This window comes from Flagellimonas sp. 2504JD1-5, from assembly GCF_053618295.1.
On record NZ_JBSIOU010000002.1, the window covers coordinates 762,665 to 785,276 of the forward strand.

Genomic DNA, 22,612 nt, shown 5'->3' on the forward strand with positions numbered 1-22,612 from the left:
CCTAAGAACACCCTTAGTTAGTTTTAGTTATTGAACAAAGGTCTTGACTGCATAAGCTCATTGACCTTTGTTTTTATTTGGGCTATATGATCCAAGTTTTCTGGATCCATGATCACAGCATCAATAAAATCTACAATGGTTTCCATGTCATCCTCTTTCAATCCTCTGGTGGTAATGGCAGGTGTACCAAATCGAATACCTGAAGTAATGAATGGAGATTGGTCATCAAAAGGCACCATGTTCTTGTTTGCAGTGATGGCGGCAAGCTCCAAAGCTTTTTCTGCATCCTTCCCTGTGATGTTCTTGTTTCTCAGGTCAATCAACATCATGTGGTTGTCGGTGCCTCCAGAGATTACTTTGTAATCGCGTTTCATGAATGCTTTTGCCATGGCATCGGCATTTTTCTTTACTTGCAGCATATAATGTAAAAAGTCATCGGTAAGTGCCTCCCCAAATGCAACCGCTTTGGCTGCAATAATATGCTCCAACGGTCCGCCTTGGTTTCCAGGGAAAACTGCCAAGTCCAACAAGGCCGACATTTTTCTAAGGTTTCCGTTCTTCAAACGTATCCCGAAGGGATTTTCAAAGTTCTTGCCCATCAATATCAATCCCCCTCGAGGACCTCTTAAGGTTTTGTGGGTTGTGGTGGTAACAATATGGCAATGGGGAATTGGATCGTTCATTATCCCTTTTGCAATAAGACCTGCAGGATGCGAAATATCGGCCAGTAAAATGGCATTTACGCTATCGGCAATTTCCCGGAACCTTTTAAAGTCCATATCTCGAGAATAAGCTGACGCTCCCGCAATGATCAACTTTGGCTGCTCCTTGGTCGCAATTTCCTGGACCTTGTCATAATTTATGGTTCCCGTTTCTTCATCAACACCATAAAAAACAGGGTTGTACAATTTTCCTGAGAAATTCACGGGTGATCCGTGGGTCAGGTGTCCGCCATGGGAAAGGTCAAAGCCCAAAATGGTATCCCCCGGTTTAAGACATGCATGATACACCGCTGCGTTTGCCTGCGAACCCGAGTGGGGCTGTACATTGGCATATTCGGCACCAAACAACGCTTTGGCCCTGTCAATGGCCAGTTGCTCCACTTGATCCACCACTTCACAGCCTCCATAATAGCGTTTTCCCGGATATCCTTCAGCATATTTGTTGGTCAGTACCGATCCTGCCGCTTCCATAACCTGCGGACTGGTAAAATTTTCCGATGCTATTAGTTCTATCCCTTCTAGCTGTCTTGCTCTTTCATTCTCAATGAGTTCAAAAATCTGGTGGTCTCTTTGCATTTGCCTTTAAATTAAGAAGTCCCAAAATTACAAATAGAATGGTAAACCAGACCTAAAAAAATACCCAGCAATTGTGATTTTATCAAATGACAATTAACAACCATGCTTTACTTCAGAATTGCTAAAATTTAAACGATTTTTATGTATTTCATCGATATTATACTACCGATAATCCTTTTTCGTTACTAATGTGTAGGTTTTTGGCACGGCTGTTGGAAACCAACTAGAAACCAATAAAATCAAAATGCCATGAAAAAAATTATACTCTTTAGTTTTTTGATCGTTCTCGCTGCCTGCGGAGGGGTTAAAAAAACCCAGGAAGCCCTAAACAGCGGTAACTATGTTTCGGCCATGAACAGGGCCATCAAGAATTTGACCGATAACAAGACCAAAAAAGGTCATCAAAACTATGTTTTGTTACTGGAGGATGCCTTCGCCAAAAATGCACAACGCGAAATGGAGCAGATTACTTTTTTGAAAAATGATGGTAACCCAGCAAATCTGGAAACCATTTACAACAAGTATTTGCAGTTGAAGCAAATCCAAGAAAGAATCAGACCATTAATGCCGATTCCTATTTATGATGAAAACAGGAACGCCTCTTTCGACTTTGTAAACTATGATTCAAGGATAGTCTCTACCAAGAACAATCTTTCTGAATACTTATATAGCAATGCTTCAAATCTATTGACCACAGCCAAAGAGAAAGCCGATTATAGGGCTGCCTACGGTGAGTTGAAATATTTACAGGAAATCAATCCAGGTTATAAGGAAACCATTGCCAAAATGAATGATGCCTATGCTAAAGGGCTTGAATATGTAATGGTGGAAATCGGAAATGACACACAACAGATCATTCCTGAAAGACTGGAAGAAGAGCTGTTGGATTTCAACGGTTACGGATTGGATAACTTTTGGCTGGAATATCATGCCAATCCCCTGGCCGATATCAAATATGATTATGCCCTCAACCTGAATTTTAGAGAGATCAATATCTCCCCAGAGCAGGTAAATGAGAAGGAGATCATTAAAGAAAAGCTGGTCAAAGACGGTTTTGAATACGTTTTGGACGATAATGGAAATGTGGCCAAAGATAGTCTTGGTAATGATATAAAAGTAGACAAGTTTAAAAAGGTGACGTGCAATTTTTATCAGTTTACGCAATTCAAAGCTGCACAAATTGGCGCTAAAGTTAGCTTTACCGATCTGCAAAGTGGTCAGGAAATCAATTCTTATCCCTTGAGCAGTGAATTTGTCTTCGAACACGTTTATGCCAATTATAGAGGTGACAAAAGAGCATTGGAAACCGATTTGATCTCGCTCTTGCAAGTGAGGGCTGTTCCGTTCCCAACCAACGAACAAATGGTTTATGATGCGGGCGAGGACTTGAAGTTAAGATTAAAGTCCATTATTACCCAGAACCGGTTTGTTGCAGGGAATCAGTTCAACGATTAAATAGATTGTCAAATGTGAATCTTGAAAACATTATTTGAACACAACAAAAGCCCCGACATAAATCGGGGTTTTTTTATACATATTCCTCAAAGTTAATATCCGTAATGGCCCCATGTGAAGTATGGTAGGTTGCCTCTCCATTTTTAATGATCAATAATTGCGGGGATTGATGCATCACTTGAAAAGTAGATGCCACTGCGTTTGAAACGTCCCTGTGGGCATGTAAATCCAAAAAATAGACGTCTATATCTTCGCCCAAGGCATACGATGAAGTAAACATATTCAACACCATTCGGCTGATACCACATGTGGTCGAATGCTTGAAAATAAGCTGCGTCCGTTCCTTGGATTTTTCCTTGATTTCATTCAACTGATCCATAGCTACCAACGGTATCCATGGAACCTGTTTTTCTTCCTTTGTTGACTGTTCTTTATTTCCAAATAAGTTATTGAATATTCCCATGTTGCAAATTTATTATTTAAAATAAGTTCGCCTATTAAATTATGTTTATTGAATTGACAAATCATAATTTGTGATAGTGTCAGGTCGAGCGTAGTCGAGACCTACTTAAAAAATCCGCTTTTAAAATTTCTTGACTGCACTCGAAGTGACAGATTCCACAATTGTCAAGATTTGTATTGGAAAAACAATCACCTCTTATGTCGAACTTACATTAGTTCTGTCGAGCTTGGACAAAAAGCTTACAAACTGACGAAATGTCCTTTGTTTTCAGGGTTTTACCGACATTTTGACGGTACTTCACCAATGGTAAGGTTGTTGACATTAAGCAAATAAAACATTGAAAATGAACTTTAATAATTTCACTATAAAATCACAAGAGGCCATTCAGCAAGCACAACAGCTTGCACAAGGCCTAGGACACCAGCAAATAGAAAACGAGCACATTTTCAAGGCCATCTCGGAGGTAGATGAAAACGTATTGCCCTTTATTCTTAAAAAGTTGAACGTCAATATTGCCTTGATACATCAAATTTTGGAAAAAGAGCTGGAAAGTTTTTCCAAAGTTTCCGGTGGAGAGATCATGCTTTCAAGGGAAGCCGGAAAAGCATTGAACGAAGCTAGTATCATTGCCAAAAAACAAGGTGATGAATTCGTCTCTATCGAACATTTGCTATTGGCAATATTCAAATCAAAAAGTAAGATTGCCCAAATTCTTAAGGATCAAGGTGTCACGGAAAAAGACCTCACGGCCGCAATCCAAGAACTTAGAAAGGGAGGCAAAGTTACCTCTCAAAGTGCTGAGGATACCTATAATTCTTTAGATAAATACGCCAAAAATCTGAACCAACTGGCAGATAGTGGTAAACTGGACCCTGTGATCGGGCGCGATGAAGAAATCAGACGCGTGCTTCAAATCCTTTCCAGAAGAACCAAAAACAATCCCATGTTAGTGGGAGAACCCGGTGTTGGTAAAACGGCCATTGCAGAAGGATTGGCACACCGGATAGTTCAAGGCGATATCCCTGAAAATCTAAAAGAAAAGACCATTTATTCATTAGATATGGGAGCCCTAATTGCAGGAGCTAAATATAAAGGCGAATTTGAAGAACGTTTAAAAGCTGTCATCAAAGAGGTTACCTCCTCTGACGGCAACATTGTACTTTTTATTGATGAGATCCACACTTTGGTCGGGGCCGGAGGTGGTCAAGGTGCTATGGATGCCGCCAATATTCTTAAACCTGCACTTGCTCGTGGTGAACTTAGAGCAATCGGGGCCACAACGCTTGATGAATATCAAAAGTATTTTGAAAAGGACAAAGCATTGGAGCGTAGGTTCCAAAAGGTAGTGATTGACGAACCGGATACGGAAAGCGCCATCTCAATTTTAAGGGGAATCAAAGAAAAATATGAAGCGCATCACAAAGTACGCATCAAGGATGAAGCTGTGATTTCTGCTGTGGAATTATCCCAACGCTACATCACCAACCGATTTTTACCGGACAAGGCGATTGACCTTATGGATGAAGCAGCTTCGAAACTTCGTATGGAAATCAATTCCAAACCCGAAGAGTTGGACGTACTGGACCGAAAAATAATGCAGCTCGAAATTGAAATCGAAGCCATTAAAAGGGAAAATGACAAGGCAAAGTTGCAGGGTTTAAATCTGGAGTTGGCCAATCTCAAAGAAGAACGCAATGAAATTTTTGCGCAATGGGAAAGTGAAAAAAGCGTGGTGGACAATATCCAAAAAACAAAACAGGATATTGAAAACTTCAAACTTGAGGCCGAGCGTGCAGAGCGCAACGGGGATTACGGCAAAGTGGCCGAGCTGCGATATGGAAAAATCAAGGAATCCCATGAACGACTTGAAAAACTTCAGGAGGAACTGGCAGAACAACAAAGTTCTGGAACCCTTATCAAAGAAGAAGTCACCAATGAGGATATTGCCGAAGTTGTTGCCAAGTGGACAGGTATTCCCGTGACCAAAATGATGCAAAGTGAGCGCGAAAAATTACTTAAATTGGAAGATGTACTTCATAAACGCGTAGTAGGGCAAGAGGAGGCCATTGTTGCCGTATCTGATGCCATTAGAAGAAGTAGAGCTGGTTTACAAGATGCCAAAAAACCGATTGGATCGTTCTTGTTCCTCGGTAATACAGGTGTGGGAAAAACCGAGTTGGCCAAAACCTTGGCGGCATACCTTTTTGATGATGAAAATGCCATTACACGCATAGATATGAGTGAGTATCAAGAACGTCATTCGGTCAGTAGGTTGGTCGGTGCACCTCCCGGATATGTGGGGTACGATGAAGGCGGGCAATTGACCGAAGCAGTCCGCAGAAGGCCATACTCTGTAGTGCTATTGGATGAGATTGAAAAGGCGCACCCCGACACCTTCAACATACTGCTTCAGGTCTTGGATGAAGGTAGGTTGACTGATAACAAAGGACGTGTGGCCGATTTCAAAAACGCCATCATCATCATGACCAGCAATATGGGCAGCCAAATCATTCAAGAAAAGTTTGAGGATGCCCCTGATCTGGAAAGTGCAGCAGAGGTAGCTCGGACGGAGGTGATGGGTTTATTGCGCAAAACAATAAGACCCGAGTTCTTGAACAGGATAGATGATATCATCATGTTCACCCCACTGGACAAGTCCAACATCACGGAAATTGTACGCTTGCAATTGGATCAGCTCAAAAAAATGGTCTCCAGACAACACATTACCCTTGATGCCACCGAAGAAGCCATAGCCTACTTGGCTGAAAAGGGGTATGATCCACAATTTGGAGCAAGACCGGTTAAACGATTGATCCAAAAAGAGGTATTGAACAATTTATCCAAAGAGCTTTTAGCTGGAAAAATTAAAGCGGAAAGTATCATATTGTTAGACTCTTTTGATGATGAATTGGTCTTCAGAAACCAAAATGAGCTGGTGGAATAGTGTGCCATGTCATTTCGAGCGCAGTCGAGAAGTCTTAACAACTGAATGCCTATTATAGGTCTCTCCTATGCTCAACCTGACACGTAATATAAAAAAGAAAGCCCTTATTATGTTAAAATAAGGGCTTTTGCATTTTTAATATACCATACAGTATCTGTTTTTTATATATTAGCTAGAGCCAGCCGACTTAAAACCAACCCGAGCCACTATGACCAAAAAAGCAGAGCGCACCACTGCATACATCATTGAAACTGTAGCTCCCATTTTTAACAAATTCGGTTATGTGGGCACAAGCATGAGTGACCTAACCGAAGCTACTGGGTTAACCAAAGGAGCTATTTATGGGAATTTTGAAAACAAAGAAGCACTGGCCCTATCAGCTTTTGAACACAATCAGAACCATTTGCTCGCCGTAATAGATGGGAAGTTGGAGATTGAGGGCAACGCAATGGATAAAATACATTCCCTGTTACGTTTTTACCGCCAGTATGATGTTTTCACCCTTCCATTTGGTGGATGCCCCATCCTTAATGTAGGTGTTGATGCGCAGAACAACAACAAATTGCTTGCTGCTGCTGTAAAGGAGACCATAAAAACCATTGAAGGGAAAATTGCTTTGGTTTTGGAAAATGGGGTCAACCAAAATGAGATTCATTTGCCTGTTCCTCCCCTTCAATTCGCCAAACAACTTTTTACCATGATACAGGGTGCCGTGTCCATGAGCACCATGACCAGAGATCGTAAATACTTGATCAATACCATTGCCTACTTGGAACATTTGGTGCAAAAGGAGATTAAAAAGTAGACAGATACCAGATTCTTCCCTTCTTTATCGCTCTGACCATACCTTACCAGACCGAAGTCATAAAATTTCCTTTTATTTGGGATAAATGAACACGTACGAATATTTATTTTCACTCTTTTCCTTTCTGGCTTTTATTTTGGCCATCCTCTTATTTCTAAAGAAAAGAGGTGACAAAGTGGCCAACCGCTTGTTAGGTTTTTATGTACTTCTTTTCGGATACAACGTTTTCTACAATGCGTTGTATTGGTCCGGCGAGTTGTTTACACAACGTTTTATAAGTATTCTCTTTACCAACATGTTGGTATGGGTGCTTTATGGTCCAATTTTATTCTTTTACATCAGAAGGGTTGTTTACGGAACCAGATTCAAATGGAAGGATACCGTTCACTTTTTACCTTTTTTAATAATATTATTGAACTATTCCCGTGTGTACCTAATGAATCCTGAAACCAAGGTGGAATTGTTTCGGAGTGGCAGAATTGTCTTTTCTATCCATTACTTTAACCCGCACCAGACCAAGGTCATTATTGCACTTATGCTCTTATATTTTGGTTTGATTTTTTGGCAATTGATGAAAGGAGTGGTGAGTCGAAATAAGAAAGTTTGGCTCAAATGGATATCTTTTTCCTATCTGGGCTATGTGGTTTCATTTTCATCATTTTTCGTGTTCAATGGTTTGGGAGTTCTGACCACAAGCGGCGATTATCTTATAGGAGCGTCCATGCTATTTTTTATATCCATGCTCGCTTATTTTGGTTTTGTTCAACCTGAGGTGTTTGATGGGCTGCCCATGAAAAAGATTGTTCCTGTAATCAAATACAAAACCACCGGACTCACGCCCGATTTTTCCTTGGAATTAAAAGAAGACATGGAAAAGTATATGGACAACGAGAAACCTTTTTTGAACAACGAATTTAGATTGGATGATCTTGCGGATACATTAAACATTTCACGGCACCATTGTTCACAAGTTATCAATGAACACTTTGATTCCAACTTTTTTAATTTCATCAACTCGTATAGAATTGAAGAAGCCAAGAAAATGCTTCGAGAAGATGAAAAACTCAGCGTTACGGATGTGATGTACGCCTGTGGTTTTAATAATCGGGTCTCTTTCTACAATGCCTTCAAAAAATTTACGGGAACCACTCCTAAACTGTTCCTTAATTCCGATGGGAAAGAAACAGCTTAATAAACAAAGTCTTTCTTAACCGGGTAATTCTCACTTCAAATTGTTGTAAATCTTTATAAGAACTAATACCCCCTATACTTTTAATGTATTGATTTGCTTTACATAGTCATGGTTCTGCAGGATGGCTAAATCATGGTTTTGTAAAACGCTCAGAAAATAACTTAACAAATCTCAAGATGAAATTTCAAATTTATTCCCATATGAAAAAGATATTCTGTTTGCTGGTGATTGCGCTTATTTATTCCTGTAGTTCAAGTGATGGTCCCGGAGGCGAAGTTCCTAATGAAAATCCTGTACTTACAAGTATTACCATCAGTTCTTCAAACGGTAATCAACTTGACCTTTTTGGAACCAACACTACAACGCTAACTGCCACGGGAAAAGACCAATCTGGCAAAACCATAGCAATTTCAGGAAGCATTAACTGGTCGGCAAACAATACCAATGTAAGCGTAAATAGCAGTGGCCTTGTAACTGGACTACAAGTGGGAAGTTCTGTTGTTACCGCAAGCGTGGGGAGTATTTCAAAAACTTATTCTTTGACTATTGTGGATTCCGAGCCGCAATCAGGGACTTTTGTTTATGTAAGCGATGCTGTTGAATTTACTACAGGCCCATGGAAAATATTGAGGTATGATGAAAACGGCCAAAACGCAGCAACTTTTATCGATGATGACCTGGCCTGGCCACAGGATATCCTGTTTCTTGAAGATGAAGGACAAGTGCTCATCTCCAATTTAAGTTCAAATAAAATAAACAGGTATGATGCTTCGACCGGTAATTTAATTGGAAGTTTTGCAACGGGAATAAGCGGCCCTACACGCATGAAGGTTGGAGCGGACAACTTATTGTACGTGCTACAATGGGGAGGTAATGGACTTGTTCGCAGATATCAATTGGATGGAACTTTTGTGGATAATTTTACTGATGTAGCGGTTGACCAAAGTATTGGATTGGACTGGGATTCTGCGGGCAACCTCTATGTGTCCTCGTTTAAGGATAAATCAGTTAGAAAATTTGACACCAATGGTAATGACCTTGGATTGTTTATTAATTCTGGATTACAAGGTCCCACAAACATATGGTTCGATGCCCAAGATAACCTTTTAGCCAACGATTGGACAGGTAATAAAGTGGTGAAATTTGATTCTGATGGCAATCTTATAGGAGATGTGATCTCTTCCGGTTTAAATCAACCTGAGGGTATCGATTTTTTCTCCAATGGCGATATGCTGATTGGCAGCGGAGGAACTTCCGAAGTAAAATTGTACGACCGCAGCGGTACCTTTATTAAAAATTTGGTCACTTCTGGTGCTGGTGGACTAGTGCAACCAAATGCGGTGCGAATTAGGGTTATTGAATAAGAAATATAATACCCCAAATCTTGAAAAAGTACTAAGTAGGGTAGTTCTAATTCAAGTGGTTGCCAACAAAGTCGAAGCGATTGAATCTAATTTAATCGCTTCGCACCCTAAAAATCCATGTCTTGTCTGTGTATTTGCCAAAGAATTGGCTATCCCTTGCCCTACGGGCCTCTTGCATGGTGTTATAACGTTCTAAATACACGTAGTTGAATTTGTTCAAACTGCGATAAAACGATTTTGGCTCCAGACCCTTTTGCCTCAAAGTCAGCATAAAGCTCTCAAAATAACGTTTAGTTCCGAATACATTTGCAATTAGATAAAAGCCAGGTTCCAAGCCTTCGGCATTGGTTACCTCCTCGTATCTCTCGTTTGGCTTTACCTCAACTGTTTGCCGTTGGAGCCTCGCAATGCTATCCTTTTTTCTTTGTTCTTCTTGCAGTTTTATTGCGTCCATCCTAGCCTGTGCAATGGAATCTCTTTCCCTAGCTAGTTTTGCCAAAAGTTGCTGCTGTTGTTCAGCTTCCAATCTTTTTTCTTCCGCCAACTTTAGTTGTTCCTCACGCTCTCTTTGTTCCGCTGCCCTTGCTTCGGCTAATTTTTGGCCCTCACGTTGTCTTTGCTCCTCCTCTATTTTCATTCGCTCCAAAGCCAATTCCTCATCTGTTTCGACATCAAACCCTACCACTTTCTTTCTGTTATCGCTTTTTCCTAAGTGATAGGACGCGATAATCTCTAGTGTGGGATCCTCACCGCTTTGTGGCCATTCTGTTCCGAATTCCATCAAACCGCCAATCGAAAGCTTTTTGGCGAAGGTTACACCCGCTCCTCCAGAAGGACCATAAAAATTATTGAACCCACCTTGAACCCAAAACTTTGGTGTGGAAAACAATACGGTTCCGCCAAATTGCGTATCCGCCTCGTCAATTGCCCTAACATAGGCCAATGGTCTTAGCCAACTATTGCCCCAATTACTGAAAACGCCAAGAGGGAGATCATAACTCATGGTTCCGGTATAAACCTTCGTTTCGGCCTCATTTTCTTCAGTGCTATTGGATAAATTAAAATCCACAATGTTCTCCAAGGCCAGGCCTAGACCAAAACTCCCTGCCTGCAATCGAACCGAAGGGGAAACAGCAATAATGAAATCCTTGGTCGCGGCATCCGAAGGGTCAGGGTCCGGTGTTAGCGCATCATCTGCCACTTCTTGCTGAAATCCAAATACATTGACCCCAAAAAGCAGTTTTATATTATCCAAAGTAATGGAATGAACATAGTTCAAATTGGCTCCGGTGTTCAGGTAGATACCGGTGTTATGTTGCAAAAATCCAATCCCAAATGCAGAATTTTCATTGATCCCGTGCGTATAGTTCACAAACAAACTGGTAGGGTCTCCGTCTATAGTTTGCCACTGCCAGCGTGACCAAACAGCAATGGAATTCGGATTGTTCCAATCCATTCCATAAGATGGGTTAAGTAAACTGGAATTGAATTGGGTAAGGTTATGTTGCCTAAAATCTGCGGGCAAAATGGTTTCCTGCGCAAAGCAGAACGATATTGCCAATAAGAACACAAAAGAAACATGAGGTTTGGGCATACCAGAAAATGAAAATTAAACGTTACTTTTAGGTGCTGATACTGTAAAAAAAGGGGATTTTAGTCTAATTATTATGCGAACAACCAAACTTTTCATTGCCATTTCAATTTTAGTTGTTGGATTAACCAGCTGCAATAATTCCAATAAAGATAATGAAATTACCGACCCTGTAGTTTCCACATTTTATTTTATTAGACATGCCGAAAAGGATCGCACCAATCCTGAAAATCATGACCCCGAACTCAACCAGGATGGTTTGATGCGTGCGGTTAGATGGGCTGAAGTATTCGACCCCATAGCTATAGATGTAATCTACTCAACAAATTATGAGCGTACCTCTATGACGGCGGCCCCGGTTTCAGTCAAAAAAAATATCAATGTAAAGTATTACGACCCAAGGGATGTGGATATTGAAGCCTTTAAATTGGAAAACGAAGGAAAAAATGTGCTGGTCGTGGGCCATAGCAACTCAACTCCGACTTTTGTAAATAACATGCTCGGTATTCAGAAATATGAACAAATGGACGACACGGATAACAGCAGTCTTTTCATTATTCGGATAATAGATGGTGTTGCTACCGATATGCGTCTTAAAATGGACTAATTTTTGGTCACTTCGATTTCCGAGAGCTCAATTTTTGATAGTAGATTCAATTCCCCTTTTTCAAAAAGTTGCCCTATCTCCAAAATTGGGGTTCCCTTCGATTTAGGTTTGTAATTGTTGTAATCAACAAAACGAATTCCCTCTACAATGCGTTCGTTATAGGCTTCCCGAAAACGCTGTCCCCCCCCATTCACGTGAAAGTCATAGGCTAAATAATCGGGTTTGAACGTTTCTGTATTGAACCAATAGACATAAGTGTCATCAAAATCATCCCCACCGCCTTCTTGGTTAAAAGTCACCTTTATTTTATAATACAATGTTCCCTTTATGCTTTCCTTGCCCAACAATTCTTTATTCACAGCCTTGTCGTTCAGCCCATAAGGTAATCTGGCAAAATAGTGCACTGAATTGACTGAATTTGAATATCGATTGGAAATGGAATCTGGTAGGTTGATAAATGAATCATTTATGAACCTTTGAAAAGTCGTATTCGTCTTAACATCTGTAATGGTTATGGAATCCAGGACTGAAATCCGTTTGAATATTTTCTTTCCATCCACTTTTTTGGAAATATATTTTCTGTTTCGAAATTGAAAGGAGCTACCATGGGTAGCATAGAGGTCCCCCCCGCTAACGGCAATGGATTTGTCAACAATTTCCTGAACTGTAAGCGCTGTTTTGGCCTTTTCCTTGCATGAGATAACCAAAAGTAGAAGTACGCCAAAAAAGATTCTTTTCATCGGTCTGATTTTTGTTTACAATCGTAAAATACACCGTAACATTACAATTTTCTTTGCAAAGAGTTTCTATTTTTGCCAACAATGCAGAAAAATATCAACATAAAGAACAAACGAGCGCGTTTCGACTACGAGATTCTGGATACCTATACCGCCGGAATAGTGCTAGGAGGCACCGAGATCAAATCCATACGGTTGGGTAAGGCTTCCATTTCCCAAAGTTTTTGTGAATTTAATGAAATGGGTGAGCTTTATGTCATCAATATGCAAGTGGACGAATACAGCCATGGCGGATATTACAACCACAAACCGAAAGCGGAGCGTAAATTACTCTTAAACAAACGGGAACTAAAAAAACTCCGTAAAGAAGTCACAACATCAGGGCTTACCATTATTCCGCTCAATCTTTTCATTAATGAAAGGGGGTTGGCCAAAGTAAAAATTGGGCTAGCTAAGGGTAAAAAACTGTATGATAAAAGAGAAACTATCAAGGATAGAGACAACAAACGGAACCTATCTCGAATCAAGAAAGATTTTAAACGCTAGTTCTTGTCTTCCAATAAAGGCACAAAACGAAAGGCTCCCAGTTCCTGCTTTTCAAATTCTTTTTCTGATTTTCTGATGTAGAGTGTCATTACCTGCTCATCTACACCAACAGGAATTACCAGTCTTCCCCCGATTTTCAATTGTGCCATAAGCGGTTTTGGCACCATGGGTGCTCCGGCCGTGACAATGATTCCATCAAAAGGGGCCTCTTCGGGCAATCCTTTATATCCATCACCAAAAATCACTTTTTTAGGTCTATATCCCATTTTATTGAAAAAGAGTTTTGTTTTTTTAAAAAGCTCTTTTTGTCGTTCAATAGTGTAGACTTTAGCTTTCAAATGTAAAAGTACTGCTGTCTGATATCCACTGCCAGTTCCGATTTCCAATATTTTGTCGTTGGGTTTTATTTGCAAGAGTTCCGTTTGAAATGCTACCGTATACGGTTGTGAAATGGTCTGCTCTGCACCAATGGGAAAAGCTTTGTCTTGATAGGCATGATCTTCAAAACCACTGTCCAAGAACAAATGTCTGGGCACCGTTTTAATGGCATCCAAAACAGCTTTGTCCTGTATTCCCTTGGCAGACAACACCTCCACCAATTTATTGCGCATCCCTCGATGCTTCAATGTATCCTTCATGTTTTTGGTCTGGTACACGAATTTAAAAAGTTCCGAAGGATTTTATAGTCAGATGCCCTCTTATTTTTATGGAAGAATGATCCCATATCCGTATTTTTGACAAAAACCGGAAGTATGTTAAAAGTAGGTGTCCTTGGTGCAGGACATTTGGGTAAAATTCACCTTAGGCTCTTAAATGAATCCAATAAATATGAACTCGTTGGCTTTTACGACCCCGATGAGATCAATGCCAAAAAGGTAGCGGACGAATTTGGTTATTCCTATTTTGAAAACATCAATGCCCTTATGGATGCCGTGGATGTGGTCGACATTGTTACCCCTACCCTTTCTCACTTTGATTGTGCCAAAAAGGCCATTGAAAAAGGCAAGCATATCTTTATTGAAAAACCCATTACCAATACGGCCGAAGAAGCCGAAGAACTTCTAGAGCTATCCAAAAAAAACAATATAAAGGGTCAAGTTGGGCATGTAGAACGATTTAATCCCGCCTTTTTATCCGTCAAGGACAAAATTGAAACACCCATGTTCATTGAAACCCACCGGCTGGCGGAATTCAATCCAAGAGGAACTGACGTTCCCGTGGTTTTGGATTTAATGATTCATGATATTGATGCTATTTTGAGCGTGGTAAATTCTGAAGTAAAGAAAATCAATGCCAGTGGAGTTTCCGTAATCAGCAAATCCCCGGATATTGCAAACGCACGTATCGAATTTGAAAATGGATGCGTGGCCAATTTAACTTCGAGTAGAATTTCTTTGAAAAATATGCGTAAGTCCAGATTCTTTCAACGCGATGCCTACATATCGGTCGATTTTTTGGAAAAAAAGGTGGAAGTGGTCAAAATGAAGGATGCTCCTGAAAAGCCTGGTGACTTTGATATGATCCTTCAAAATGCTGAAGGAGAGAAAAAGCAAATCTATTTCGAAAACCCGGAGATTGAGACCAATAATGCCATTCTGGACGAGCTGGAAACATTTGCGGATGCCATCAACAATGATACTGAACCTGTTGTGACTTTGGAACAAGGTTCCAAGGCCCTTCAAGTGGCCCTACAAATTATTGAATCGTTTAAAAAATAAATTCGATGTCAGTTCGAGCGCAGTCGAGAATGACTTTCCAGCAAAAAAGACCGCTGCACTTGAGCCAACAAAAGACATAAGAAACTCAAACTAAATGAAAAACATAGCCGTAATCGGAGCAGGAACCATGGGCAACGGAATAGCCCATGTTTTTGCGCAAAGTGGATTTAAAGTAAATCTGGTTGATATTTCACAAGCATCCCTAGACAAGGGAATTGCTACCATTTCCAAAAATTTGGATAGAATGGTATCCAAAGGCGTTATTGAAGCAGATGTAAAAAGCAGCACACTTGGGAATATCACAACATTTACTGGTCTAAAAGACGGTGTGCAAAACACTGATTTGGTCGTAGAAGCCGCCACCGAAAATCTGGAGATCAAACTTCAAATCTTTAAAGATTTGGATGGAATCTGTGATGCAGATACCATTTTGGCTACCAATACCTCTTCCATCTCCATTACCCAAATTGCAGCGGCAACGCAGCGCCCAGATAAGGTCATTGGCATGCACTTTATGAACCCGGTTCCCATTATGAAACTCGTGGAGATTATTAGAGGGTACAGCACTTCGAATGAGGTAACCCAAACCATTATGGACCTGTCCAGGCAATTGGGCAAAACCCCAACAGAAGTAAACGACTATCCCGGATTTGTGGCTAACAGAATTTTGATGCCCATGATCAATGAAGCCATTGAAACCTTGTATAATCAAGTTGCTGGGGTCAAGGAAATTGATACCGTGATGAAATTAGGAATGGCACATCCTATGGGACCCTTGCAATTGGCTGATTTTATTGGATTGGATGTATGCCTTTCCATTTTGAATGTGATGTATGAGGGGTTCAAAAATCCAAAATATGCCCCTTGCCCCCTATTGGTAAACATGGTGATGGCAGGAAAATTGGGTGTAAAATCAGGAGAAGGCTTTTACGATTATTCCGAATCCAGAAAAGCAGAAAAGGTAGCTTCGCAATTTAATTAAGCACCAATGGCCCTGATCAAACCTTTTAAGGCCATTCGCCCAGCACCTGACAAAGCTGCTTTTGTGGCCTCCCGTTCGTACGAGAAATATTCAAAAGATGAGCTGAAATCGGTGTTGAAATACAATCCCTTTTCCTTTTTGCATATCATTAACCCAGGTTTCAAGTTCCACAAAAATATCTCGGGCAAAGAGCGCTTTAAGTTGGTGCACAATCGTTATTTGGAATTCTTGGAGGATACTATCTTTCAGAAAGATGACCTGGAAAGTTTTTATTTATACGAAATTACAAAAGGTAGCCTTACAACCTTAGGCTTTTTCTGTGCGTGCAGTGTTTTGGATTATCAAAATGATGTCATTAAAAAGCACGAAGACACCATTCAACATCGGGAAGAACTTTTTGCGGATTATTTGAATACGGTAGGCTTTAATGCCGAACCCGTATTGATGACCTATTCGGATGATGAAGGTATTGGTTTGATTCTGGAGCAAGAATCGGCCAAACGGCCAGACTACGATTTCACCACGCCGGACAAGGTAAGGCACAAACTTTGGATGGTCAGGGATTTGAAAATTATTGAAAGACTTCAGCGTGGTTTCGAAAAAATAAATGCCCTGTATATTGCCGATGGGCACCACCGAAGCGCTTCATCCAGCCTACTGGCCGAAAACATGAAGACAAACAACACTTCACATACCGGAGATGAAGCATACAATTTTTTCATGGCCTATTTGATTCCCGAATCCGATATTAAAATCTACGAGTTCAACCGAATGGTCAAGGATTTAAACGGATATTCCAAGGAAGAATTCCTGATTCAGCTTGATACTTATTTTCGAATCGAAAAGAAAGATGATGGCCTTTACAAACCTACGAGAAAGCACCATTTCAGCATGTATTTGGATGGAGATTTCTATTCGTTGTATCTCAGAAAGCGAGTTTATCAATTCACTGATGCGTTGAGCGAACTGGATACCCAAATCCTACATAAAACCATATTGGAGCCTATTTTAGGAATCTCCGATTTAAGAAACGACAAGCGCATTGCTTACGGCTATGGCAAACACAATGTTATTAAAATGAAAGATAGTGTGGATAAAGGAGATTTTGCGGTTGGGTTCAGCCTGGTGCCCATCAATATGAACGAAATCAAGGCCATTGCCGATGCCGGATTGGTGATGCCGCCAAAAAGCACCTATATTGAACCCAAACTCCGAAGTGGGTTGACGATTTATGAATTCTAATCTATGTCAATACAAGAGAATTTAAGACAGGTTAAGGAATCAATCCCAGACCATGTGACTTTGGTCGCAGTTTCCAAAACCAAACCCAATGAAGCCATTTTAGAGGCCTACGTAGCTGGCCATCGTGTTTTTGGAGAAAACAAGATTCAAGAAATGACCCAAAAATGGGAAACGCTTCCCAAGGACATCGAATGGCATATGATCGGGCATGTTCAACGTAACAAAGTGAAATACATGGCCGAATTTGTTTCGCTCATTCACGGAGTGGATAGTTTTCGATTGTTGAAGGAGATTGACAAGCAAGCTAAAAAACATGATAGGGTCATTCCATGTCTGTTGCAAATGCACATTGCAGAAGAGGAGACCAAATTTGGTTTGGACAAAGTGGAATTAGCTGAGATTTTAGGTTCCGACGAGTTTAAAATTATGGAAAATATCAAAATAGTTGGGCTTATGGGCATGGCGACCTTTACTTCCAATCAAAATCAGGTTCGTAAAGAGTTCCGTTTTTTAAAAACCATCTACGACGATTTAGCACAAAAACTTCCTGGAATTTCTGTGCTGTCCATGGGAATGAGTGGGGATTATACCATAGCCATTGAAGAAGGCAGCACAATGGTACGTATTGGAAGTAGTATCTTTGGGGCTCGAAACTATTCGTAATCAATATTTTAAATTTTCATGTACGCCATACTCGACATTGAAAGCACCGGAGGAAAATACAATGAGGAAGGTATCATGGAAATTGCAATCCATAAGTTTGATGGATATCAGGTTGTGGACAAATTTATGAGCTTGGTGAATCCTGAACGGGAGATTCAACCTTTTGTGGCAAAACTCACCGGAATAAACAACAAAATGCTTCGGACTGCCCCAAAATTTCACGAAGTGGCCAAGCGTATTGTAGAAATTACAGATGGAACCATATTGGTGGCCCATAATGCCCAATTCGATTATCGAATCCTTAGAACTGAGTTCCGCCGTTTGGGATATGATTTTCAAAGAAAAACCCTTTGCACGGTAGATCTAGCCAAAAAATTGTTGCCCGAAGCCGAATCGCATAGTTTGGGAAAATTGGTTCGTTCCCTGGGTATCCCCATGAGTGACCGTCATCGTGCCAACGGAGATGCCATAGCCACTTTAAAACTTTTTAAGTTGCTATTGGATAAGGATTCTAAAAAAACCATCGTACAAGAAGTGCTTCGGGAGGAGTCGCAGGGGGAATTATCCCCCACCCAATTGGATATTGTTTCGGCGCTTCCTTCGGAAACAGGAGTATACTACATGCATGACAAAGATGGTGAAATTATATTTCTGGCTAAGACCAAAGATGCCAAAAGAAGGGTCAATCAACATTTCACCAACGTCGGGCAGTTGGCAAGAAAACTGCAAAAAGAGACCAAAAAAGTTACTTTTGAACGTACCGGAAGTGAATTGGTCGCCATCTTAAAGGAATATGAAGAGCTTAAAAGAACAAAACCCAAGCACAACCATATCGCCAAAAGGAACCTTTTTTCCCATGTCATTAATTTTTCGAAGAACGGAAGTCCACATATTGAACTGGAAATTGTAAAAAGTAGGTTTCAGAAGAAGCAAAACATCGGTTTTAACGGTGTTCCTTCTGCTAAAAGTTTTTTAAAAAAAATAAGTGAGGAGTTTGAACTTTGCCCTGCCTCTCTTGGTCTTGATGCAGTTTGTGAACATTCAAAAAATGGGTGCCCCAATAACTGTGTTGCTTTGGAAAACACACGGGAATACAATGAAAAAATCAACAATGCCCTGCATAAATACAGCCTTAAAAACAAAACCGTGGCATTGCTGGACAGAGGTCGGGAATTAGGAGAGCACAGTTTAATATTAATAAAAAATGGCACTTTACAGGGCTTTGGATATGTAGCTCTCAATCACCAAATAAATAATATTCATATATTAGAATCGATTATTACCCCTATGTCCAGTGATGAAAACACCACTTTTATTGTTGAATCTTACTTGAGAAAAAATAGTAAGCTCAAGATTTTGGAGATAACAGCCACCCTTTGAAAAGACAAGAAGTACATTCTGGTTGGAAACACAGGCTACATGAAATTATTTATGAGGCAGACACCCCATTGGGGAAACTCTTCGATATAATTCTTGTCATCCTCATTGTTCTCAGTGTTATTTTGGTCATGTTGGAAAGTATTGAGGACATAGACCAACATTACCATAAAATTTTGCTTGCCCTGGAATGGGTGATCACCATTTTTTTCACCCTAGAATATATCGCAAGGCTCATTAGTATAAAAAAACCATGGAAATATGTTTTCAGTTTTTATGGGATAATTGATTTCGTTTCTACCATTCCACTTTATCTATCCTATCTTCTTGCCGGGTCACAAGTGCTATTGGCGGTAAGGGCGTTCCGATTGCTTAGGATTTTCAGGATATTGAAATTGGTGAAGTTTATGGGCGAGGCTTCACAATTAAAGGCCGCATTAAAGGCGAGCAGGGCCAAAATTGCTGTTTTTATTTACGTGGTTCTTATTCTTTCGGTGATCATGGGCACCATTATGTATCTCATTGAAGATGACGAAGCTGGTTTTACAAGTATTCCCAAAAGTATTTATTGGACCATTGTGACTTTGACCACCGTCGGTTATGGAGATATCGCCCCTCAGACCAATTTAGGGCAGCTTTTAGCCACCGTTATCATGATTCTGGGTTATGGGATCATTGCGGTCCCAACAGGTATTGTAACCGTGGAATTTTCACGGCACAGGAACGGTAGCAAGGCCAAAAGTGTGGTACATACCAATACCCAAGCTTGTCCAAGTTGTGCATCCGAAGGGCATAGGGATGACGCATCCAACTGCTATAAATGCGGCGAATTATTATGAGTTCCAAAATCTTGGTTGCGATTGTCGGTCCCACTGCCATTGGCAAAACAAGGCTGGGAATTGACTTGGCGAAACACTTTCAAACAGAGATTATCTCGGCAGATTCCCGTCAGTTTTTCAAAGAAATGAAAATAGGCACCGCCGTTCCAACAGCGGAGGAGTTAAAAGCCGTTCCCCATCATTTCATCCAACATAAAAGCATATTCGAACCATATTCTGTGGGGGATTTTGAGAAGGAGGCCATCGGGTTGCTGGACACTCTTTTCCAAAAGAAAGATGTCGTGGTAATGGTAGGCGGTAGTGGTCTTTATGTTGATGCTGTTGTCAAAGGATTGGATGAATTTCCAAAAGTCGATCCAAAGACAAGGGACTTTTTAAACCAAGAGTTCAAGGAAAAGGGATTATCATATCTTCAAGAAGAATTGAAGTCAAAAGACCCTGAATACTTTAAAATTGTAGATATTGAAAATCCGCATCGTTTGATTCGGGCATTGGAAGTCTGCATTTCGGCAAATCAACCCTATTCTTCCTTCTTAAAACAGGAAAAAAAACAAAGAACCTTTAACTCGGTGTATGTAGGAATCCATGCTGATCGTGAAACTATCTATGATCGTATCAACCAACGTGTCGACCTTATGATGGAAGCTGGTTTGTTGGAGGAAGCGAAGGACCTCTTTCCGCACAGAAATTTAAATGCATTACAAACCGTAGGTTATCGGGAGCTTTTTGAGTACTTTGATGGAGGTATTACTTTGGATTTCGCTATTTCCGAAATCAAAAAAAACACACGTCGCTTTGCAAAAAGACAGCTTACTTGGCTACGTAAAAACGAATCCATTTTGTGGGTAGACCATGATGCAAAACCCGCAGAAATCTCGAAAAAAGTGGAAAAACATCTGTTGAATACTACGAATGGATAGGATGACAAAGGTTTTGGTGGTCATGGGAGTTTCTGGCACCGGCAAGTCCACAATAGGGAAATTGCTTTCAGCAACACTCCAGGTTCCGTTTTATGATGGAGATGATTTCCATCCGGAGGCCAATGTAAAAAAAATGAGTTCGGGGCAACCATTGAACGACGAGGATAGGAAAGGTTGGCTTCAAACTCTGAATACCCTGGCCAAAAAACACAGGTCACCGGGAGCAATCATCGCGTGTTCAGCGCTCAAAAGGAAATATCGGAATTTACTTCTCGATGGAATGGAAGATTCCATGCGATTTGTCTATCTAGAAGGCTCATTTGAACTGATAAAATCCCGTTTAGAGCAAAGAAAGGGGCATTTTATGCCATTGTCATTGCTAAAGTCCCAATTTGATACGCTAGAACCACCATCGGATGCCATTACAGCCTCCATTTCTCAAAGTCCTCAACAAATTGTCCAACTTATTCTAGACCAAATATCATGATAGAAACGAATTTAATTATGGCCGTTGTGGGCGGTATCGCCGTACTGCTGTTTTTGATTTTAAAACTGCGAATCCATGCCTTTTTAGCGCTCTTGATTGGGAGTATTACGGTTGGTTTGATTGCTGGTTTGGATGCTAAGGGAATTATTGACACGATTCAAGAAGGAATGGGTAGTACATTGGGATTTGTTGCTACCGTGGTAGGATTGGGCGCAATGTTCGGAGCCATTTTGGAGGCCTCCGGAGGTGCCAAAACCATTGCCGATTTTATGGTTTCTAAGTTTGGTTTGAAAAAAGCCCCCTCTGCAATGGTCATATCAGGATTTTTAATCGCCATTCCCGTATTTTTTGATGTCGCCTTTATCATTTTGGTTCCTATGATCTATGCACTACAACGAAAAACTGGAAAGTCATTGCTGCTTTACGCCATTCCCCTTTTGGCAGGATTGGCCATAACCCATGCGTTTATTCCCCCTACTCCAGGACCCATTGCTGTTGCTGATATCATAGGTGCAGACCTTGGGTGGGTAATACTAGTGGGCTTTTTGGCAGGAATACCAACAGCCCTGATTGCTGGGCTTCTTTTTGGACGATTCATAGCGAAAAGAATATTTGTTGCCGCTCCTGATGAAGTAGCACATGCTATTCCTGAGGCATTGCCCCCGATTGGTCAAACACTATGGATAATTGCCTTTCCCATCGTTCTTATTTTATTGAATACTATTGCTTCAACAGGGGCTTTAGGGATTTCCTCCCCTTTTGTGTTGAAAACAATTGCATTGGTCGGACATCCTTTTTCTGCATTGATCATTGCCAATATACTGGCATGGTACTTTTTTGGGCTTCGAAGGGGATTCACCAAAGCACAGCTTTTTGATATATCGACCAAATCACTGGCACCTGCCGGTACCATAATTTTATTGACAGGGGCTGGAGGTGTTTTTAAACAAGTTTTAACCAACACAGGAGCTGGGGAGTTGTTGGCTACATCATTGAGTAATGCAGGGTTTCCAATCTTGGCCTTTGCATTTATTAGTGCAGCCATAGTGCGTATTGTACAAGGCTCGTCCACAGTGGCCATGATCACTGCTGCAGGATTGGTATCCCCGTTGCTGATGAATGCTGAACTCAGTCCTATTGAATTGGCCTGCATGGTTATTGCCATAGCTTCTGGAGCTAGCATCTTTTCCCATGTAAACGACAGCGGATTTTGGCTGGTTGGTCAATATTTGGGTATAACCGAAAAGCAAACTTTTAAGTCATGGACCATGATGACCACAATTTTGGCCATAACCGGAATGGCTACGGTCTCCATTCTATACGTTTTTGTATAAAAAAACCACCTTATAAAAGGTGGTTTCAAATTATATTGATAGAAAAAC

General features: G+C 40.7%; 21 protein-coding genes. 16 read left to right on the forward strand and 5 right to left on the reverse strand.

Annotation, left to right across the window (positions count from 1 at the left end; all coding sequences use genetic code 11):
- Positions 1 to 23 precede the first annotated feature (23 nt).
- Positions 24 to 1,298 (reverse strand): serine hydroxymethyltransferase, encoded by a 1,275-nt coding sequence (gene glyA, locus ACULLG_RS12870; protein ID WP_452127203.1) that lies wholly within the window; start codon positions 1,296 to 1,298, stop codon positions 24 to 26.
- A 249-nt stretch (positions 1,299 to 1,547) separates the two neighbouring features.
- Here glyA and ACULLG_RS12875 point away from each other — a divergent pair, with 249 nt between their 5' ends.
- Positions 1,548 to 2,753 (forward strand): hypothetical protein, encoded by a 1,206-nt coding sequence (locus ACULLG_RS12875; RefSeq protein ID WP_452127204.1) that lies wholly within the window; start codon positions 1,548 to 1,550, stop codon positions 2,751 to 2,753.
- Between the two features lie 73 nt (positions 2,754 to 2,826).
- On the opposite strand, the gene ytxJ is transcribed toward ACULLG_RS12875, so the two are convergent.
- A complete protein-coding gene (ytxJ, locus tag ACULLG_RS12880) occupies positions 2,827 to 3,216 on the reverse strand; it encodes a bacillithiol system redox-active protein YtxJ (RefSeq protein WP_452127205.1) in 390 nt (129 codons plus the stop codon).
- A gap of 343 nt (positions 3,217 to 3,559) precedes the next feature.
- Between ytxJ and clpB the strand changes: the two genes are divergently transcribed.
- The 4 genes from clpB (at position 3,560) to ACULLG_RS12900 (ending at position 9,521) form a co-directional block, all read left to right on the forward strand.
- Entirely contained in the window at positions 3,560 to 6,160 is a 2,601-nt protein-coding gene (gene clpB / locus ACULLG_RS12885; RefSeq protein WP_452127206.1) for an ATP-dependent chaperone ClpB, read from the forward strand.
- A 208-nt stretch (positions 6,161 to 6,368) separates the two neighbouring features.
- Complete coding sequence (locus ACULLG_RS12890; RefSeq protein WP_452127207.1) at positions 6,369 to 6,965, forward strand: TetR/AcrR family transcriptional regulator; 597 nt, start codon at positions 6,369 to 6,371, stop codon at positions 6,963 to 6,965.
- Positions 6,966 to 7,050: 85 nt separating this feature from the next.
- A complete protein-coding gene (locus ACULLG_RS12895; RefSeq protein WP_452127208.1) occupies positions 7,051 to 8,157 on the forward strand; it encodes a helix-turn-helix domain-containing protein in 1,107 nt (368 codons plus the stop codon).
- Between the two features lie 200 nt (positions 8,158 to 8,357).
- Positions 8,358 to 9,521: a hypothetical protein gene (locus tag ACULLG_RS12900; RefSeq protein ID WP_452127209.1), complete on the forward strand. Its 1,164-nt coding sequence runs from the start codon at positions 8,358 to 8,360 to the stop codon at positions 9,519 to 9,521.
- A gap of 91 nt (positions 9,522 to 9,612) precedes the next feature.
- Here the strand turns inward: ACULLG_RS12900 and ACULLG_RS12905 are convergent, their stop codons facing one another.
- A complete protein-coding gene (locus tag ACULLG_RS12905) occupies positions 9,613 to 11,115 on the reverse strand; it encodes a PorP/SprF family type IX secretion system membrane protein (protein ID WP_452127210.1) in 1,503 nt (500 codons plus the stop codon).
- A gap of 73 nt (positions 11,116 to 11,188) precedes the next feature.
- Between ACULLG_RS12905 and ACULLG_RS12910 the strand changes: the two genes are divergently transcribed.
- Positions 11,189 to 11,719 (forward strand): histidine phosphatase family protein, encoded by a 531-nt coding sequence (locus ACULLG_RS12910; protein ID WP_452127211.1) that lies wholly within the window; start codon positions 11,189 to 11,191, stop codon positions 11,717 to 11,719.
- Here ACULLG_RS12910 and ACULLG_RS12915 read toward each other — a convergent pair.
- On the reverse strand, positions 11,716 to 12,459 hold the full coding sequence (locus ACULLG_RS12915) for a DUF6503 family protein (protein ID WP_452127212.1): 744 nt from the start codon (positions 12,457 to 12,459) through the stop codon (positions 11,716 to 11,718). The genes ACULLG_RS12910 and ACULLG_RS12915 overlap by 4 nt on opposite strands.
- An 81-nt stretch (positions 12,460 to 12,540) precedes the next feature.
- Here ACULLG_RS12915 and smpB point away from each other — a divergent pair, with 81 nt between their 5' ends.
- The gene (gene smpB / locus ACULLG_RS12920; RefSeq protein WP_452127213.1) at positions 12,541 to 13,002 is read left to right on the forward strand and encodes an SsrA-binding protein SmpB; all 462 of its coding nucleotides are present in this window, start codon (positions 12,541 to 12,543) and stop codon (positions 13,000 to 13,002) included.
- Here smpB and ACULLG_RS12925 read toward each other — a convergent pair.
- Positions 12,999 to 13,640 carry a protein-L-isoaspartate(D-aspartate) O-methyltransferase gene (locus ACULLG_RS12925; protein WP_452127214.1) on the reverse strand — a complete coding sequence of 214 codons (642 nt, stop codon included), beginning with the start codon at positions 13,638 to 13,640 and terminating at the stop codon, positions 12,999 to 13,001. The two genes, smpB and ACULLG_RS12925, sit on opposite strands and share 4 nt — an antisense overlap.
- A gap of 114 nt (positions 13,641 to 13,754) precedes the next feature.
- Between ACULLG_RS12925 and ACULLG_RS12930 the strand changes: the two genes are divergently transcribed.
- From ACULLG_RS12930 to ACULLG_RS12970, 9 genes are all read left to right on the forward strand, one after another.
- Positions 13,755 to 14,720, forward strand: coding sequence for a Gfo/Idh/MocA family protein (locus tag ACULLG_RS12930; RefSeq protein WP_452127215.1), 966 nt, complete (start codon positions 13,755 to 13,757; stop codon positions 14,718 to 14,720).
- 94 nt (positions 14,721 to 14,814) lie between these two features.
- A complete protein-coding gene (locus ACULLG_RS12935; RefSeq protein ID WP_452127216.1) occupies positions 14,815 to 15,702 on the forward strand; it encodes a 3-hydroxyacyl-CoA dehydrogenase family protein in 888 nt (295 codons plus the stop codon).
- 6 nt (positions 15,703 to 15,708) lie between these two features.
- Positions 15,709 to 16,944, forward strand: a complete 1,236-nt coding sequence (locus ACULLG_RS12940) for a DUF1015 domain-containing protein (RefSeq protein WP_452127217.1) — start codon at positions 15,709 to 15,711, stop codon at positions 16,942 to 16,944.
- A gap of 3 nt (positions 16,945 to 16,947) precedes the next feature.
- Positions 16,948 to 17,607, forward strand: a complete 660-nt coding sequence (locus ACULLG_RS12945; RefSeq protein WP_452127218.1) for a YggS family pyridoxal phosphate-dependent enzyme — start codon at positions 16,948 to 16,950, stop codon at positions 17,605 to 17,607.
- An 18-nt stretch (positions 17,608 to 17,625) separates the two neighbouring features.
- Positions 17,626 to 18,987, forward strand: a complete 1,362-nt coding sequence (locus ACULLG_RS12950; RefSeq protein WP_452127219.1) for an exonuclease domain-containing protein — start codon at positions 17,626 to 17,628, stop codon at positions 18,985 to 18,987.
- A complete protein-coding gene (locus ACULLG_RS12955; RefSeq protein ID WP_452127220.1) occupies positions 18,984 to 19,823 on the forward strand; it encodes an ion transporter in 840 nt (279 codons plus the stop codon). Before ACULLG_RS12950 ends, ACULLG_RS12955 begins: the two co-directional genes overlap by 4 nt.
- Positions 19,820 to 20,743 (forward strand): tRNA (adenosine(37)-N6)-dimethylallyltransferase MiaA, encoded by a 924-nt coding sequence (miaA, locus tag ACULLG_RS12960; RefSeq protein WP_452127975.1) that lies wholly within the window; start codon positions 19,820 to 19,822, stop codon positions 20,741 to 20,743. The genes ACULLG_RS12955 and miaA overlap by 4 nt, the downstream gene beginning before the upstream one ends.
- Positions 20,736 to 21,230 carry a gluconokinase gene (locus tag ACULLG_RS12965; protein ID WP_452127221.1) on the forward strand — a complete coding sequence of 165 codons (495 nt, stop codon included), beginning with the start codon at positions 20,736 to 20,738 and terminating at the stop codon, positions 21,228 to 21,230. The genes miaA and ACULLG_RS12965 overlap by 8 nt, the downstream gene beginning before the upstream one ends.
- Positions 21,227 to 22,564 (forward strand): GntP family permease, encoded by a 1,338-nt coding sequence (locus ACULLG_RS12970; protein WP_452127222.1) that lies wholly within the window; start codon positions 21,227 to 21,229, stop codon positions 22,562 to 22,564. Before ACULLG_RS12965 ends, ACULLG_RS12970 begins: the two co-directional genes overlap by 4 nt.
- Positions 22,565 to 22,612: the final 48 nt, after the last annotated feature.

What these genes read in the sequence shown, in the direction of transcription:
- glyA (WP_452127203.1), bottom strand. Translation starts at nt 1,298, where the DNA reads ATGCAAAGAGACCACCAGATTTTTGAACTCATTGAGAATGAAAGAGCA.
- ACULLG_RS12875 (WP_452127204.1), top strand. Translation starts at nt 1,548, where the DNA reads ATGAAAAAAATTATACTCTTTAGTTTTTTGATCGTTCTCGCTGCCTGC.
- ytxJ (WP_452127205.1), bottom strand. Translation starts at nt 3,216, where the DNA reads ATGGGAATATTCAATAACTTATTTGGAAATAAAGAACAGTCAACAAAG.
- clpB (WP_452127206.1), top strand. Translation starts at nt 3,560, where the DNA reads ATGAACTTTAATAATTTCACTATAAAATCACAAGAGGCCATTCAGCAA.
- ACULLG_RS12890 (WP_452127207.1), top strand. Translation starts at nt 6,369, where the DNA reads ATGACCAAAAAAGCAGAGCGCACCACTGCATACATCATTGAAACTGTA.
- ACULLG_RS12895 (WP_452127208.1), top strand. Translation starts at nt 7,051, where the DNA reads ATGAACACGTACGAATATTTATTTTCACTCTTTTCCTTTCTGGCTTTT.
- ACULLG_RS12900 (WP_452127209.1), top strand. Translation starts at nt 8,358, where the DNA reads ATGAAAAAGATATTCTGTTTGCTGGTGATTGCGCTTATTTATTCCTGT.
- ACULLG_RS12905 (WP_452127210.1), bottom strand. Translation starts at nt 11,115, where the DNA reads ATGCCCAAACCTCATGTTTCTTTTGTGTTCTTATTGGCAATATCGTTC.
- ACULLG_RS12910 (WP_452127211.1), top strand. Translation starts at nt 11,189, where the DNA reads ATGCGAACAACCAAACTTTTCATTGCCATTTCAATTTTAGTTGTTGGA.
- ACULLG_RS12915 (WP_452127212.1), bottom strand. Translation starts at nt 12,459, where the DNA reads ATGAAAAGAATCTTTTTTGGCGTACTTCTACTTTTGGTTATCTCATGC.
- smpB (WP_452127213.1), top strand. Translation starts at nt 12,541, where the DNA reads ATGCAGAAAAATATCAACATAAAGAACAAACGAGCGCGTTTCGACTAC.
- ACULLG_RS12925 (WP_452127214.1), bottom strand. Translation starts at nt 13,640, where the DNA reads ATGAAGGATACATTGAAGCATCGAGGGATGCGCAATAAATTGGTGGAG.
- ACULLG_RS12930 (WP_452127215.1), top strand. Translation starts at nt 13,755, where the DNA reads ATGTTAAAAGTAGGTGTCCTTGGTGCAGGACATTTGGGTAAAATTCAC.
- ACULLG_RS12935 (WP_452127216.1), top strand. Translation starts at nt 14,815, where the DNA reads ATGAAAAACATAGCCGTAATCGGAGCAGGAACCATGGGCAACGGAATA.
- ACULLG_RS12940 (WP_452127217.1), top strand. Translation starts at nt 15,709, where the DNA reads ATGGCCCTGATCAAACCTTTTAAGGCCATTCGCCCAGCACCTGACAAA.
- ACULLG_RS12945 (WP_452127218.1), top strand. Translation starts at nt 16,948, where the DNA reads ATGTCAATACAAGAGAATTTAAGACAGGTTAAGGAATCAATCCCAGAC.
- ACULLG_RS12950 (WP_452127219.1), top strand. Translation starts at nt 17,626, where the DNA reads ATGTACGCCATACTCGACATTGAAAGCACCGGAGGAAAATACAATGAG.
- miaA (WP_452127975.1), top strand. Translation starts at nt 19,820, where the DNA reads ATGAGTTCCAAAATCTTGGTTGCGATTGTCGGTCCCACTGCCATTGGC.
- ACULLG_RS12965 (WP_452127221.1), top strand. Translation starts at nt 20,736, where the DNA reads ATGGATAGGATGACAAAGGTTTTGGTGGTCATGGGAGTTTCTGGCACC.
- ACULLG_RS12970 (WP_452127222.1), top strand. Translation starts at nt 21,227, where the DNA reads ATGATAGAAACGAATTTAATTATGGCCGTTGTGGGCGGTATCGCCGTA.